This window comes from Flavobacterium sp., from assembly GCF_043780635.1.
Lineage (GTDB): Bacteria > Bacteroidota > Bacteroidia > Flavobacteriales > Flavobacteriaceae > Flavobacterium.
Genome location: NZ_JAYWCK010000135.1, coordinates 1 through 15,495, shown reverse-complemented (window position 1 = coordinate 15,495; position 15,495 = coordinate 1). Strand labels below are relative to the sequence as shown.

Below are 15,495 nucleotides of genomic sequence, written 5' to 3'. Positions count from 1 at the left end.
ATTTAGTTGTTAATTAATTCAAAAACACTTAATCATTTCGTCTTATAAAATTAAAATCCAATTGTTTTTTGACTAAATCAGCATTTTTAACTTTAACGTAAATTTCGTCACCTAATTGCAACAAAGCTTTTGTAGTTGCGCCAACCAAAGCATATTGTTTTTCGTCGAAAGTATAATAATCATCTTTTATTTCACGAATTCGAACCATTCCTTCGCATTTATTTTCGATAATTTCAACGAAAATTCCCCATTCAGTCACACCAGAAATTACACCTAAAAATTCCTGATCGTTGTGATTCTGCATATATTTAACCTGCATATATTTGATGGAATCACGTTCGGCATTGGTAGCCAAATCTTCCATTGTAGAGGAATGCAAACATTTTGCTTCGTACTTTTCTTCATCTACAGATTTTCCTCCATCAAGATAATGTTGCAATAATCGATGCACCATTACATCAGGATAACGACGAATTGGCGAGGTAAAATGACTGTAATAATCAAAAGCTAATCCATAATGACCAATATTGTCTGTCGAATATTTGGCTTTACTCATAGTTCTAATCGCCAGCGTATCTATTAAATTCTGCTCTTTTTTTCCAACAACTTCACTCAATAAATTATTCAATGATTTAGAAATATCTCCTTTATTTCTGAAATCTATTTTATAACCAAATTTTGAAATCACGGTTTGCATTGCAATTAATTTATCCTCATTAGGTTCGTCGTGAATACGATAAATAAAGGTTTTCTTTTGTTTTCCAATATATTCTGCGACTTTTCTATTGGCTAATAGCATAAATTCTTCAATCAAATGATTGGCATCTTTTGATATTTTAAAATAAACCCCTTCTGGCTCTCCCTCTTCATCTAAATTGAATTTTACTTCCACTTTATCAAAAGAAATAGCGCCTTCATTCATTCTATTTCTACGAAGAATTTTGGCTAAATCTTGCATTTTAAGCGTTGCAGCAACAATTTCATCCGAAACCATATAAGAACTTCCTGTGATAGAAGTTTCTCCTGGAATAGTGTTGTCTTTCGTCTCTATGATGTATTGTGCTTCTTCGTAAGCAAATCGTTGATCTGAAAAAATCACTGTTCTTCCAAACCATTGATTGACCACTTGTGCTTTTTCTGTTATTTCAAAGATGGCAGAAAATGTATATTTCTCTTCTTGAGGTCGAAGTGAACAAGCAAAATTAGATAACACTTCAGGTAACATTGGTACCACTCTATCTACTAAATAAACCGAAGTTGCTCGTTGATAAGCTTCATCATCCAGAATTGTTCCTTCTTGTAAATAATAAGAAACGTCAGCAATATGAACACCAATTTCGTAATTTCCGTTTTCTAATTTTATGAAAGACAAAGCATCATCAAAATCTTTTGCATCTTTTGGATCAATAGTGAAAGTCAATGTATCGCGCATATCACGACGATTTTTGATTTCTTCTTCTGTAATCGAAGTATCAATTTTTTGGGCATAAACCTCTACTTCTACTGGAAATTCTGCTGGTAAACCATATTCAGCTAAGATTGCGTGAATTTCAGTATCGTGTTCTCCAGGTTTTCCAAGAACTTTTATTACGGAACCAAAAGGACTATCGGCTCTTTTAGGCCAATCTTCAATATGAACTAAAACGACATCGCCTTGTTCAGCTTCTCTCAATTTATCTTTTGGAATAAAAATATCGGTGTACATTTTTGGATTGGCGGTAGAAACGAAAGCAAAATTCTTCTGGATATCAATTACACCAACAAAATCGGTTTTAGCTCTTTCGACTACTTCAATAACTTCACCTTCAGGTCTTCTTCCTTTTCTTCGATTATAAACATACACTTTTACAGTGTCTTTGTCTAAAGCTCTATTTAGATTATTAGTCGGAATAAAAACGTCTTCTTCTAATTCCGGACAAACAAAATATGCGGTTTTTCTGCCAGTCATATCAATTTTTCCTTCGTAATAATCTTGACTAATGGCTTTGATTAGATATTTTCCTGGTTCTGTTTCAGTAATTTTTTTTTGTGAAGCAAGAATTTTTAAATCCCTTATAATTTCATTTCTGCTTTTGGTGTCATCTTTCTCTAAAATAGCAGCTATTTGTTTGTAATTAAATGCTTTATTGGAATTTTGTGATAGTATTTTTATAATTTTATTAGAAAAATCTTTCTCTTTATTTTCTGGTTTTCTCAACTTTTTACTCATAATTCTTTTCTTAAAAGTCTAAAATTACGAAATTGTATTCAGTGTTTAGTATTCCTAATGTAGTTTTAAAGAAATAATAACTTTCGTATCTTTATAAAAAAGTAAAAATGGAAGATTTTAAAACCATTACCATATTCAATTATACACACGAAATAGTGGTTCTAAAACATAGATTGGATCAGGAGGAAATTCAATACTATTTCGAAAACGAAACAATGTCTTCAATTGCTCCATTTTATTCAAATGCGCTGGGTGGAATTAAACTTAAAATTCATCCCAATGATTTCGAAAAGGTTCAAAATATTTTAGACGAATTAAATTCTAATTTAAATATTGTTTAAATTTATAAAGTTGTCAACATCTATTAAAAACAACAAAAAGAAAAAGGAAATTAAATTTATTTTTTAATGGTTATTATAGCGTGTTGATAGTTACAATAAGTTTATTTTTAAAAGCTATATTTTGTTGTTATACTTTTTTATAACGATTTATTAACATAGTTATATTAAGTTAAATAGTTTATTTTAAACTAATTTTAAAAAACAATTAACAATGGTTAACAATTAAAAAACATTTGTTTTTGTAAATAACTTACTATTGATTTTTTGTTAACAACAGCACTTTTTATATCAATAACTTTTCTAAAAATTAACCAAACTAAATTTGGTTATTTCATTCAGGTTTTGGATTACATTTTTATTTCATACAAACAAGAAATAGTTCTAATTTTCTATCTAAAGTTATAAACATTTAATGTTAACTTAAGGTTAACTGATTATCAATGTTTTATGAAATACTATCAACACTACTATAATTTAACATATTCATTATAAAATATTTATTATTTTATTCAGGTTTCTATTGATATGATTTTTGATAAAAACTTTAAATTATTAATAATAGAATAGTTATATTTTTAAGAGTATTAATTTAAAATTACGCAATTGTTTCCCTAAATTTGCGCAACAGAACTAATAATAAAAATATGAAAATCTCCATTGGGAACGATCACGCAGGACCAGATTATAAAAAAGCAATCGTTCAATATTTAGAATCTAAAGGACACGAAGTAACTAATTACGGAACTGACACAGATGCTTCTGTAGATTATCCAGATTTTGGTCATCCTGTAGCTAATGATGTTTCTGAAGGAAAAGCTGATTTTGGTATTGTTATTTGTGGTTCAGGAAACGGAATTGCAATGACGGTGAATAAACATCCAAAAGTTCGAGCAGGTTTATGTTGGATTAAAGAAATTGCTTATTTGACTCGTTTACATAACGATGCTAATGTTCTAAGTATTCCGGCACGTTATACTTCGATTCAACAAGCGGTAGAAATTGTAGAAACTTTTTTAACTACAGAATTCGAAGGAGGAAGACACCAAAACAGAGTAGATAAAATTAGTTGTTAGTATATTTTGGGAAGCAATCACAACCACGGTCATCATCATCACGAAGTACAAGGTAAAAATCTTCTATTTTCGATTGTATTAAATCTTGTAATTACGGTTGCGCAAGTTATTGGCGGACTTATTTCAGGTAGTTTAGCGTTACTTTCTGATGCGCTTCATAATTTTTCCGATGTTCTTTCTTTGGTTTTCAGCTATGTTGCCCATAAATTATCCAAGAAAAAAGCCTCTGCTAATCAAACTTTTGGTTACAAAAGAGCAGAACTTATTGCTGCTTTTGTAAATGCGTTGACCTTAATCATTGTGGCTTTGTTTTTAATTTACGGAGCAACAGAACGGTTTTTCAACCCACAAGAAATTAAATCAGGATTGGTAATTTGGCTTTCAATTTTAGGAATTGTCGCCAATGGTTTGTCTGCTTTACTATTAAAAAACGATGCTGATAAAAACCTGAATATGAAATCAGCTTATTTGCATTTGTTTACAGATATGTTGGCTTCGGTAGCGGTTTTAGTTGGCGGATTGTTAATGAAATATTTTCAATGGTTTTGGGTCGATAGCGTATTGACGTTGATTATCGCCATTTATTTAATAATTGTTGGATTTGATTTACTCAAAAAATCCACTCAAATGCTGATGCTTTTTACACCTGTTCATATTGATATAGAAGAAATTGTTCAAGAAGTACACAAAATTTCTGGTGGCGGAAAACTACACCATATTCACGTTTGGCATCTTAATGATGATGAACTTCATCTCGAAGCACATTTAAATTGTCTTGCGGATATAAAAATGTCTGAATTCAATGAAATAATTCACCAAGTAGAACACGTTTTATTTGATAAATTTCAAATCAATCACATCAATATTCAACCGGAATATAATAAAGAAGAAGACTCAAAGGATTTTATCGTCTAAGATTAACGTCAAAATCACATAATGACCAACATACAATTCATTTCCAAAACTGTTGTCACAGCTGCTATAAACATTCAAAACACAGTTCAATTATTACAGGAAGATTGCACTATACCGTTTATTTCCCGTTATCGAAAAGATAAAACCGGGAATTTGGATGAAGTTCAAATTGAACAAATTGCCAAACTCCAAAAGGATTATGAAGTCATTATAAAACGAAAAGAGGCCATTTTAAAATCCATCGAAGAGCAAAACGCATTGACTCCTGAATTAGATAAAAAAATCCAGCAAAGTTTCGATTTACAGGAATTGGAGGATTTTTATTTGCCGTTCAAAAAGAAGAAAAAAACCAAAGCCGATGTCGCTCGTGAAAACGGATTGGAACCCTTGGCGAAAATCATAATGGCGCAAAATAACGACGATGTCGATTTTATTGCTGCCAAATATTTGAACGAGAATGTGATTAATGAAGACGCTGCTTTGCAAGGTGCACGGGACATTATTGCTGAATGGATTAACGAAAATATTTATGTTCGGAAGCAATTGCGAAGACTTTTTCAACGCAAAGCGATTATCACAACTAAGGTTGTTAAAACCAAAAAAGACGATCAAGGCGCCCAAAAATTCAACCAATATTTCGATTGGTCAGAACCTTTGACAAAAGCACCATCGCACAGATTATTGGCAATGCTTCGTGCCGAAAACGAAGGTTTTCTCAAGTTTAAAATAGAAGTAGATATTGACGAAGCTTATGAGATTATTGACCAATTGATTTTAAAAGGTCAGAATCCAAGTACGCCACACGTTCAATTAGCGATTGAAGATTCTTATAAAAGATTATTGAATCCTGCCATTTCAAATGAAGCTTTACAAGAAGCCAAGACCAAAGCTGATACTAATTCGATTCAGGTTTTCGCTAATAATTTAGGTCAATTATTGTTGGCTCCGCCTTTGGGAGAAAAAAGAATTTTGGCGATTGATCCCGGATTTCGTTCCGGTTGTAAAGTGGTTTGTCTGGACGAAAAAGGGGATTTACTTTACAACGAAAATATTTATCCTCACGCGCCACAAAACGAAACCGCAATGGCGATGAAAAAAATCCGTTCGATGGTGAATGCCTATCAAATTGATGCTATTTCCATTGGTAACGGAACGGCTTCACGTGAAACCGAATTTTTCATCAAGAAAATCGCTTTCGATAAACCCGTTCAGGTTTTCATCGTTTCCGAAGCTGGCGCCTCGGTGTATTCTGCTTCGAAAATTGCGAGAGAAGAATTTCCAAATTATGATGTGACAGTTCGTGGTTCAGTTTCCATAGGAAGACGATTGTCTGATCCTTTGGCCGAATTGGTAAAAATCGACCCCAAAGCCATTGGCGTTGGCCAATACCAGCACGATGTAGATCAAACTAAACTGAAAGAGGAATTAGACAACACGGTGATTCGCTGCGTGAATTCGGTTGGAATAAACATCAACACGGCAAGTAAACATTTGTTGAGTTACGTGAGTGGAATAGGAGAGAAGCTGGCCGAAAATATAGTGCAATATCGTTCAGAAAATGGACCTTTTGAAGATAGAAAACAGTTGAAAAAAGTGCCACGTTTGGGTGAAAAAGCCTATCAACAAGGTGTTGCTTTTATCAGGATTTCGAATGCAAAAAATCCGTTAGATAATTCCGCAGTTCATCCTGAAGCTTATGCTATTGTGGAAAAAATGGCAAAAGATTTGAAACTTTCGGTGAATGATTTGATTGCTAATAAAGAAAAGACAGCCTTAATAAAACCAGAAAATTATGTTACTGCAGAAATAGGAATTTTGGGTTTAAAAGACATCATCAAAGAACTTGAAAAACCAGGATTAGACCCAAGAAAATCGGCTAAAGTTTTCGAATTTGACCCAAATGTAAAAACGATAAAAGACCTTAGAACCGGAATGATTTTACCGGGAATTGTCAATAATATTACCAATTTTGGTTGCTTTGTCGATATTGGTTTGAAAGAAAGTGGCTTGGTTCACATTTCCCAACTCAAAGCCGGTTTTGTGAGTGATGTAAATGAAGTGGTGAAATTACACCAACACGTTCAGGTAAAAGTGACAGAAGTGGATGAAGATAGAAAAAGAATCCAGTTGACGATGGTTTTGTAAAATAAAATTCCAAACCTGAGACAAGACTGTCTAAAGTTTGGAATTTTTTTAAAATTGGAATTTCTAAAATTTATTCTTTAGTTTCTTCCTTTGTTTCTTTTTTATCTGCTGGTTGATCGTCTTTAGCAGCGTTTTTGAATTCTTTAATTCCACTACCTAAACCTTTCATTAATTCCGGAATTTTTTTACCTCCAAAAAGCAATAAAACAACCGCCAATATAACAAGGATTTCCGTGATACCAAATCTTCCCATAATTAAATAATTTATTGCCGAGGCAAATTTGTAATAAATCTTGCGACAAAGGTATATAGAATTACTTAATCGGAAATCATTTTACAGCTATTATTTAGTTTTATCAGCGTAAAAATTAGGCAAAACAATTCATTAGTATTAATTTCTTAAAGGAAATAGGCAGTTGATTTCAAGACATTAATTATTATATTTGTATCATAAACGCACAATATGTCTGAAAATAGACTTAAACGAAGAAAGCTTCACAACAAATTATTCACAAAAAACCGGTTGGTTATTTTGAATGAGGAAACTTTTGAAGAACTTTTTTCCTTCAAATTAAATTTAATGAATGTTTTTGTGGCGGCATCTTCGGGTGCTATTTTATTGATTACGTTTACTACTTTTATAATTGCTTTTACCCCTTTACGCGAGTATATTCCGGGATATTCTTCTTCCAAATTAAAAAGAGACGCAACGGAACTAGCTCTAAAATCAGATTCATTGACTTTGGCTTTGCAGCAAAATGAAGCTTATATTAAATCAATCCAAAAAGTGTTGACCGGCGAGTTGGAATATGCAAAATTCAATAAAGATTCTATCCTTGCTTCAAGCGATGCAGCACCATCTCAGGTTGATATTTCAGCTTCAAAAGAAGAACTGAAATTAAGAAATCAAGTAGCCAAAGAAGAAAAAAACAACCTTCCTAAAGCGAAGAAAAATACACAAAAATAATGTCTTTAAAATCTTTTTTTGCTAAACTTTTTGCCAAAAAAATCTACCGAAAAACGCAACTTTGGGCAACAAATCCAATAGAAACCCAACGCAATGTTTTCGAAGATTTAATTCAGCAAGCAAAAAACACCCAGTTTGGAATTGACCATCATTTTGAACAAATAAAAACTTTCGAAGATTTTGCAAAAGCGGTTCCTGTTCGCGATTATGAAGGTTTGAAATCATATGTAGATAAAGTAGTAAAAGGTGAGAAGAACGTTCTATGGAAAGGCAAACCTCTTTATTTTGCCAAAACATCGGGAACGACTTCGGGGGCAAAATACATTCCGCTTACCAATGAATCGATACCTTTTCATATCGAAGCAGCCCGAAACGCAATTCTGCATTACATTCACGAAACCGGAAACGCTGATTTTGTTGATGGAAAAATGATTTTCCTCCAAGGAAGTCCTGTTTTAGAAGAAAAAAACGGTATAAAACTAGGAAGATTGTCTGGAATCGTGGCGCATTTTGTTCCAAAATATCTACAAAAAAACCGAATGCCATCTTGGGAAACCAATTGCATTGAGGATTGGGAAACTAAAATAAACGCCATTGTCGAAGAAACTTTCGATCAAGATATGACTGTGATTTCCGGGATTCCATCTTGGGTTCAAATGTATTTTGAGAAATTGCACCAAAAAGGAGTAAAGCCAATAGGCGAAATCTTCAAAAACTTCAATTTGTTCATTTATGGTGGTGTAAACTATGAACCTTATCGCGCCAAGTTCGAAAATCTTATCGGAAGAAAAGTAGACAGCATTGAATTATTTCCAGCTTCGGAAGGGTTTTTTGCTTACCAAGATTCCCAAAAAGAAAAAGGAATGTTGCTGTTGTTGAATTCCGGAATTTTCTACGAATTTATCAAAAGCGACGAGTTTTATGCCGAAAATCCAAAAAGATACACCATTGGCGAAGTCGAATTGGACGTAAATTATGTTTTGATAATTTCAACCAACGCAGGACTATGGGGCTACAATATTGGCGACACAATTCAGTTTACGAGTTTGAAACCGTACAGAGTTATCGTTTCAGGAAGAATCAAACATTATATCTCGGCTTTTGGTGAACACGTGATTGGAAAAGAGGTCGAAAGTGCTTTGCAGGAAGCTATTATTGGCACAAACATTTGCATAAACGAATTTACCGTTGCTCCACAAATCACTCCAAAAGAAGGTTTGCCATATCACGAGTGGTTTATCGAATTTGAAAACGAACCTGAAAACTTGGGAACTTTTGCTGAAGCATTAGACAATGCAATGCGCAAACAAAATATCTACTATGATGATTTGATTGTGGGCAATGTTTTGCGAAAAGTAGTTGTTACAAAAGTCGCTAAAAACGGATTTCAAGACTATATGAAATCCATTGGAAAACTGGGCGGACAAAACAAAATCCCTAGGCTGAGTAACGATAGAAAAATTGTTGTTTTACTTAAAAAGAAATAAATACCATACATTTGCAGGTTACAAAATAGAAATTAATGAAAGAAATTAAAAATATATCAAGATCTAGAGCACAAGAATCTTCGGCGGCAATTGAAAAAATGTACATAACAATGCGCCATTTGTTTAACCGTGGTTTTTATAAACCAATGGGAGTTTCGGGTGATACTTTGCGAGAAGCATTATTAACCTTGCGACCTGAAATTTACGGAAATATTGCAGAAGAAAAAGTTGAATTAAATGGGCTTCTATATGTTATTGAACGTCTTCCTATAGGAATTGAGGAATGTCGATTTATTAATTTAACCTCGGATGAAGGCTATTCAAAATCTCATTTTCAGGCAATTGTTCCTCCTAAAAGGAAAAGAAATTGTTATCGGATTGACGAAGAACAAATGAATGTCGAAATTACCCGAGGACGTTCGGATATTTACGATATCTTAACACATTTGACCTTTATTTTCATTGAATCTCACAAGATAAGAAATAGAGTTTTACTAGATGATGCAGGCGAGGTTTCTCGAGATTGGCAAAAATTGGAATTGGCAGTTTCTCAAAAGAAAAAACTTTCCCAAATAGAGAAAGAAAAAGCAGTTTCACACGCCGCAAATATTCTTGGAAGAACATTTATTGAAGTTTTGAACATATATGATGCTTTTGGTTCAGAAGTTTCTCCAGATCGTTTTTTAGATGTTATTTATTGGCTTGGAAAATTAGCCATTGAAGAAGTTATTGATGACAACAAAAGAACAATTACTTTTAGTCCAATTTTAAGAGAACGATTAGGACATCATATTCACGGCGAAATTTGGGCAACAAACATCAAAGAAGTCTTAAAAAAGAATAAACTTTTAGACCGACCAATTCACGTTATCAGTGCCAATATGCACAGTGTGATGAATTCCATTTTTGCCACCACTGTTTTAAAAACCAAATTTAAAGATAAATCTGACTTCTTTATTTATGAAGAATTAAGTAAATCTGGCGCGAATGAGGATAGGGATAAAGTGGAAGAATTTGCAAAATTGCACGGAATGATATCGATTCCTGACAATTCCGGAACCAATATTGATGTGCAAATCTTTGACACAGCCAAAATTGATTGGACAAAATCATCGTTTCCACAAGCAAAAACAGGAGATAAAAAACCCGTAATAATTGTGATGGATTATGCTTTTGGTGAACAAGCGTATGAAACCATTGACGAATTATTGAAACCGTATAAAAAAGACAATACTTTATTAAATGTGGAATCTGTTTCTATAATGGGTAAAGCAGGTATTCTTGAAGGCGAAAAAGGCGACATAATGATTCCAACGGCTCACATTAATGAAGGAACTGCGGATAATTATTTTTTCCAAAATGAATTGACAGCAGATATGTTTAAAGGCGATGACATCCCAGTTTTTGAAGGTCCAATGGTTACCGTTTTGGGAACATCATTACAAAATAAAGATTTATTAAAGTTTTTTTATGAATCGACTTGGGGCGTTATTGGGTTAGAAATGGAGGGGTCTTATTATCAAAAAGCCATTCAATCCGCCTCAAAAATTAGAAAAAGTATTCCGCAAGACGTGAAAGTGCGATATGCTTATTATGCATCGGATAATCCTTTAGAAACAGGAAGCACACTAGCCTCAGGAGGGTTGGGGACAACAGGTGTAAAACCAACATATTTGATTACAATCAAGATATTGGAACAAATTTTTAATGTAAAATAATGGGTTTTCAATAACCAAAAAAAGATGAAAAGAATATTAATTACCGGAGCAGCAGGATTTTTAGGATCACATCTTTGTGACCGTTTTATCAAAGAAGGATATTTTGTTATTGGAATGGATAATCTCATTACAGGTGATTTAAAAAACATAGAGCATTTATTCAAATTGGAACATTTCGAATTTTATCATCACGATATTACCAAGTTTGTTCACGTTCCCGGAAAATTAGACTACATACTTCATTTTGCTTCGCCGGCAAGTCCGATAGATTACCTAAAAATTCCAATTCAGACTTTGAAAGTTGGTTCTTTAGGAACACATAATCTTTTAGGATTGGCAAGAGTCAAAAAAGCCAGAATTCTTATTGCGTCAACATCTGAAGTGTATGGAGATCCATTGGTTCATCCTCAAACGGAAGATTACTATGGAAACGTAAATACAATTGGGCCAAGGGGAGTTTATGATGAAGCGAAACGATTTCAGGAATCTATCACGATGGCATATCACACTTTTCACGGAGTAGAAACCAGAATTGTTAGAATTTTTAACACTTATGGTCCCAGAATGAGACTCAATGACGGTAGAGTTATTCCGGCATTTATTGGGCAAGCGCTTCGAGGTGAAGATTTAACTATTTTTGGTGACGGAATGCAAACGCGCTCTTTTTGTTATGTAGATGATCAAATAGAAGGTATTTTCAGATTACTGCATTCGGATTATGCCTACCCCGTTAACATTGGAAATCCTGATGAAATTACCATCAAGGATTTTGCTGATGAAATTATAAAACTTACAGGAACGACTCAAAAAGTAGTGTTTTATCCGCTTCCAATAAATGATCCTTTGCAGCGTCAACCAGATATCACAAGAGCAAAAGAATTACTGGGTTGGAGTGCGAAAGTTTCTAGAGAAGAAGGCATGAAAATTACTTACGACTATTTCAAATCACTCTCATCCGAGGAACTTTTAAAAGAAGAGCACAAAGATTTTTCCAAGTATATAAGTTAATGAAGACAAAAACAGGAAGATATTCAGGTTATATTCGCCCTTTCTCTTACTTGATTGATTTAATAATCATCAATGTATTGGCCCTTTATATAATGCCATTTCATTCAAATGAAATTTATTATGCAGTTTTTATAAGTTTTACTTGGTTTATTATAGCTGCCAACCTTGGTTTTTATGAAGTATATCGATACACTAAGGTAATTGCAATTTTAAACTGTACGCTAAAACAAGGGATATTATTTACCTTGTTTTGTCTTGTGTTAGAGTATTTTTATTCAGAAACGGCTAATCAAAAAGCAGTTGCTTTATTTGTTGTTTTATCGTTAGTTTTAATTCTATTATTTAAACTTTCTATTTATTATTTTCTGAGAAGATTCAGGGTTTTATTTGGAGGAAATTCTAGAACTGTAGTTTTATTAGGAAATAATAAAAACATCAACCCATTAAAAACATTTTTTACTGAAAATCCAGATTACGGATATAAATTAATAAAAGCATTTACCCTTGAAGACCACAAAAAACAAAGGATTGATGAATGTCTTTCCTTTGCGTTAGAAAGTAAAACTGATGAAATATATTGTTCGATGACTGATTTATCTGAAAGTCAAATAAGCGATATCATCAATTTTGCCGATAATAATTTGAAAACTTTAAAATTCATTCCTAACGAAAAACAAATTCTTTCAAGAAGCGTTAAGTTTGAATATTATGACTATATACCTATTATTTCTCTAAGAAATATTTTACAGGACGAAACCTTAAACAAAATCATCAAACGTGTTTTTGACCTTCTTTTTTCAATTTTAATAATTGTGGGATTATTATCTTGGCTTACCCCTATTTTAGCAATATTAATAAAATGGGAGTCAAAAGGGCCATTATTTTTTGTACAAAAAAGAAACGGATTGAATTACAAAGAATTCAATTGTTATAAATTCAGATCGATGGAGGTAAATGACAAAGCTGATTTAGATTTAGCCTCAAAAAATGATGTTCGAATAACCAAAGCAGGTAAATTTTTAAGGAAAACCAGCATTGACGAATTACCACAATTTTTCAATGTTTTAATGGGCGAAATGTCAGTGGTTGGACCCAGGCCTCATATGGTAAGCGTTGCTAACTTATACGCTCTTAAGGTAGATAAATTTATGGTGCGTCACTTTGTTAAACCCGGAATAACAGGACTTGCCCAAACCAAAGGATTTCGAGGCGAAGTAGAATCAGACGAGGATATCATCAATAGAGTAAAATATGATATTTTCTATATGGAAAATTGGTCGATTTTATTAGATATTAAAATTATCTTCAACACTATCTTCAACACTTTAAAAGGGGACGAAAAAGCGTATTAAAAAACACCGTTTTCAATAAGTCCTTTTATTTGAAAATTAAGATTGAAATTATTTTCAGCATAATCAAACACCTGTTTCTTCCTTGTTTGAATATTGTCTTTCCCTTCTTTTGAAATTTCGATTAGCGTAGAATTCAAACTTTCAAAATTTCCAACTTCAGCAACCCAACCCAAATTATTTTCGCTAACAATAGCTTCGCCTTCACCTCCGCCAAAATATAGAATTGGGAATCCCAGAGCACCATATTCGAATATCTTTGAAGGAACAGATCCGTAAATCCTCGTTTTTAATGGTACAAGCGCAATGTCAAAAGTTTGTAGTTTTTCGTGTAAAACATTGCGTTCCATCATTCCATAAAAAAATAATTTTTTTCCAGGATTTTTCCAAATTAAATTTTCTATTTGCGATTTTTCGGCACCATCGCCAAAAATATGTAATTCGATGTTTAAATACGGTAATTCAATGTTTTGACACAATTCAAAAACACCTTGCGCAATGCCCAACAATCCTGCGTAAAATAGTTTTATAGGTTCATTTTCATTGATTGAAAAATTCATTTCTGCCAGTTGATGATCTGGAAAATTGCGGTATAAATAACATTTTTTCTCTGGAAAAATGGAATGAATATGCGAGATGATTTCGTTAGATTGACCGAGGATTACAGTAGCTCTTGAGTATATAAATTGTTCAAAAAACAAAGAAATATTATGCGAAAAACCGTCTTTTTTCAAAGCTTTTAATTCAATCGCTGCCAAAGGCCATAAATCAGAAACATTCAATATTATTTTTTTCCGCATTAATGAAAGCACTAAAACCGAAACGAACGATAATAATAATGGAGGTGATTGAACCACGACTTTATCGGGTGTTTTTTTTGTCAATAAATAGAAAAATAGTATTGAAGAAAATGACAAAACGGAAAGGGTTCTTTTGAAGATATTTTTACTTACACTCGGATAAATCCATAGCCGTTTTACAGTGATATTTTGGATTTTTTCCGTTACTGAAAATTTGCCTTTGTATTCTGGAAATAATTCACCTTTTGGATAATTTCCCAGAGGACAAAGCACAGAAACTTTATACTTATTTTGATCTAATTTCAGCGCCAACTGCTCAATTCTATTGGCAGCAGCGCCTTTTTCGGGTGGATAATAATTCGATATGATAAGGATGTCGCCCATTATTTTTGAAGAAGAATGTCAATAATTCGTTCCGAGGCTTTTCCGTCCCAAAGTTCTGGAATTCCAGATTTCCGTTTTCCGTTTAGAAGAAATTCTCCAAATAATTTTTCTAAATTTATTATCGAAGTTCCCACCAAAATATTAGTTCCAATGCTTTCTGTTTCGGGTCTTTCAGTGTTGTTTCTCATTGTAAAACAAGGAATTTCAAGAACTGTAGTTTCTTCCGAAATTCCACCTGAATCCGTAATTACGGCAAAACTATTTTTGATGAGAAACATAAAATTCAAATAGCCTTGTGGCTCCACAAAAAGAATATTTTTCAATTTCAAATCCGTTTCGCCTAAAATTGCTTTTGTCCTGGGATGAATCGGGAAAATCACTTTTTTATCACCAGCCATTGTATCAATTCCTTGGAGCAACTGAAATAAAGATTGCTCTTCATCAACATTTGATGGGCGATGTAGCGTGAGAATGATATAATTTCCAGTTTCCAATTGGAATTCTTTCCAAAAATGAGGGGCAATAATTCTGCCTAAATTTTGATATAAAGTATCAATCATCACGTTGCCTACAAAATGAATATTAGATTCATCAACACCATATTTCAACAAGTTTTCGGATGCTGAGGTTGAGGTGGTAAAGAAATAATCAGTAATGCTGTCGGTGACAATTCGGTTGATTTCTTCGGGCATTGTCATATCACCAGAGCGAATTCCGGCTTCGACGTGGGCAACTTTTATATTTTGTTTTTTGGCTACAATCGCACAAGCCATTGTCGAATTGACATCGCCAACTACCAAAACCAAATCGCAAGGATTTTGCAACAATTCTTTTTCAAAAGCTACCATAATCGCTCCCGTTTGTTCCGCTTGTGAACCACTTTTTACTTCTAGATTGCTATCGGGTTTCGGAATATTTAATTCTTCAAAAAAAGTATCGCTGAGATTTTTGTCATAATGCTGACCTGTATGCACCAAACGATAGGAAACATTTGCTCCTTCGTTTTGCTTTTTTTCAATCGCTTTGATGATGGGTGCGATTTTTATAAAATTAGGTCTTGCACCTGCAACTATGGTGATTTTCATTAGGCTATTTCTTT

13 protein-coding genes are annotated in these 15,495 nt (G+C 33.1%); 9 read left to right on the top strand and 4 right to left on the bottom strand.

The genetic code is table 11. The features are described from left to right. Window positions 1–28: 28 nt before the first annotated feature. A complete protein-coding gene (gene rnr / locus ACH2BV_RS12035; RefSeq protein ID WP_395050976.1) occupies window positions 29–2,209 on the bottom strand; it encodes a ribonuclease R in 2,181 nt (726 codons plus the stop codon). A gap of 107 nt (window positions 2,210–2,316) precedes the next feature. Between rnr and ACH2BV_RS12030 the strand changes: the two genes are divergently transcribed. From ACH2BV_RS12030 to ACH2BV_RS12015, 4 genes are all read left to right on the top strand, one after another. Continuing rightward, on the top strand, window positions 2,317–2,550 hold the full coding sequence (locus tag ACH2BV_RS12030; protein ID WP_395050975.1) for a DUF2007 domain-containing protein: 234 nt from the start codon (window positions 2,317–2,319) through the stop codon (window positions 2,548–2,550). A gap of 644 nt (window positions 2,551–3,194) precedes the next feature. Then, the gene (gene rpiB / locus ACH2BV_RS12025) at window positions 3,195–3,623 is read left to right on the top strand and encodes a ribose 5-phosphate isomerase B (RefSeq protein ID WP_395050974.1); all 429 of its coding nucleotides are present in this window, start codon (window positions 3,195–3,197) and stop codon (window positions 3,621–3,623) included. A 6-nt stretch (window positions 3,624–3,629) separates the two neighbouring features. Beyond that, entirely contained in the window at window positions 3,630–4,538 is a 909-nt protein-coding gene (locus tag ACH2BV_RS12020) for a cation diffusion facilitator family transporter (RefSeq protein WP_395050973.1), read from the top strand. Between the two features lie 21 nt (window positions 4,539–4,559). After that, window positions 4,560–6,683 (top strand): Tex family protein, encoded by a 2,124-nt coding sequence (locus tag ACH2BV_RS12015; protein WP_395050972.1) that lies wholly within the window; start codon window positions 4,560–4,562, stop codon window positions 6,681–6,683. A 70-nt stretch (window positions 6,684–6,753) separates the two neighbouring features. Here ACH2BV_RS12015 and tatA read toward each other — a convergent pair whose 3' ends face one another. Continuing rightward, window positions 6,754–6,936 carry a twin-arginine translocase TatA/TatE family subunit gene (tatA, locus tag ACH2BV_RS12010; protein WP_395050971.1) on the bottom strand — a complete coding sequence of 61 codons (183 nt, stop codon included), beginning with the start codon at window positions 6,934–6,936 and terminating at the stop codon, window positions 6,754–6,756. A 210-nt stretch (window positions 6,937–7,146) separates the two neighbouring features. On the opposite strand from tatA, the gene ACH2BV_RS12005 reads away from it, so the two are divergent. The 5 genes from ACH2BV_RS12005 to ACH2BV_RS11985 are packed head-to-tail and all read left to right on the top strand — an operon-like array spanning window position 7,147 to window position 13,215. Continuing rightward, on the top strand, window positions 7,147–7,650 hold the full coding sequence (locus tag ACH2BV_RS12005) for a peptidase (RefSeq protein ID WP_395050970.1): 504 nt from the start codon (window positions 7,147–7,149) through the stop codon (window positions 7,648–7,650). Further along, window positions 7,650–9,137, top strand: a complete 1,488-nt coding sequence (locus ACH2BV_RS12000) for a GH3 auxin-responsive promoter family protein (protein ID WP_395050969.1) — start codon at window positions 7,650–7,652, stop codon at window positions 9,135–9,137. Before ACH2BV_RS12005 ends, ACH2BV_RS12000 begins: the two co-directional genes overlap by 1 nt. A gap of 35 nt (window positions 9,138–9,172) precedes the next feature. Further along, window positions 9,173–10,855 carry a DUF6909 family protein gene (locus ACH2BV_RS11995; RefSeq protein ID WP_395050968.1) on the top strand — a complete coding sequence of 561 codons (1,683 nt, stop codon included), beginning with the start codon at window positions 9,173–9,175 and terminating at the stop codon, window positions 10,853–10,855. A 24-nt stretch (window positions 10,856–10,879) separates the two neighbouring features. Further along, the gene (locus ACH2BV_RS11990; RefSeq protein ID WP_395050967.1) at window positions 10,880–11,863 is read left to right on the top strand and encodes a UDP-glucuronic acid decarboxylase family protein; all 984 of its coding nucleotides are present in this window, start codon (window positions 10,880–10,882) and stop codon (window positions 11,861–11,863) included. Beyond that, window positions 11,863–13,215: an exopolysaccharide biosynthesis polyprenyl glycosylphosphotransferase gene (locus ACH2BV_RS11985; RefSeq protein WP_395050966.1), complete on the top strand. Its 1,353-nt coding sequence runs from the start codon at window positions 11,863–11,865 to the stop codon at window positions 13,213–13,215. Before ACH2BV_RS11990 ends, ACH2BV_RS11985 begins: the two co-directional genes overlap by 1 nt. Here ACH2BV_RS11985 and ACH2BV_RS11980 read toward each other — a convergent pair. Together ACH2BV_RS11980 and wecB are read right to left on the bottom strand one after the other, a co-directional pair. Continuing rightward, a complete protein-coding gene (locus ACH2BV_RS11980) occupies window positions 13,212–14,396 on the bottom strand; it encodes a glycosyltransferase family 4 protein (RefSeq protein ID WP_395050965.1) in 1,185 nt (394 codons plus the stop codon). The two genes, ACH2BV_RS11985 and ACH2BV_RS11980, sit on opposite strands and share 4 nt — an antisense overlap. After that, a partial coding sequence (wecB, locus tag ACH2BV_RS11975; RefSeq protein ID WP_395050964.1) for a non-hydrolyzing UDP-N-acetylglucosamine 2-epimerase occupies window positions 14,396–15,495 on the bottom strand: 1,100 nt, incomplete at its 5' end. The genes wecB and ACH2BV_RS11980, both read right to left, overlap by 1 nt.

Coding starts and splice junctions, on each gene's coding strand:
- rnr (WP_395050976.1), bottom strand. CDS start 2,209: ATGAGTAAAAAGTTGAGAAAACCAGAAAATAAAGAGAAAGATTTTTCT.
- ACH2BV_RS12030 (WP_395050975.1), top strand. CDS start 2,317: ATGGAAGATTTTAAAACCATTACCATATTCAATTATACACACGAAATA.
- rpiB (WP_395050974.1), top strand. CDS start 3,195: ATGAAAATCTCCATTGGGAACGATCACGCAGGACCAGATTATAAAAAA.
- ACH2BV_RS12015 (WP_395050972.1), top strand. CDS start 4,560: ATGACCAACATACAATTCATTTCCAAAACTGTTGTCACAGCTGCTATA.
- tatA (WP_395050971.1), bottom strand. CDS start 6,936: ATGGGAAGATTTGGTATCACGGAAATCCTTGTTATATTGGCGGTTGTT.
- ACH2BV_RS12005 (WP_395050970.1), top strand. CDS start 7,147: ATGTCTGAAAATAGACTTAAACGAAGAAAGCTTCACAACAAATTATTC.
- ACH2BV_RS12000 (WP_395050969.1), top strand. CDS start 7,650: ATGTCTTTAAAATCTTTTTTTGCTAAACTTTTTGCCAAAAAAATCTAC.
- ACH2BV_RS11995 (WP_395050968.1), top strand. CDS start 9,173: ATGAAAGAAATTAAAAATATATCAAGATCTAGAGCACAAGAATCTTCG.
- ACH2BV_RS11990 (WP_395050967.1), top strand. CDS start 10,880: ATGAAAAGAATATTAATTACCGGAGCAGCAGGATTTTTAGGATCACAT.
- ACH2BV_RS11985 (WP_395050966.1), top strand. CDS start 11,863: ATGAAGACAAAAACAGGAAGATATTCAGGTTATATTCGCCCTTTCTCT.
- ACH2BV_RS11980 (WP_395050965.1), bottom strand. CDS start 14,396: ATGGGCGACATCCTTATCATATCGAATTATTATCCACCCGAAAAAGGC.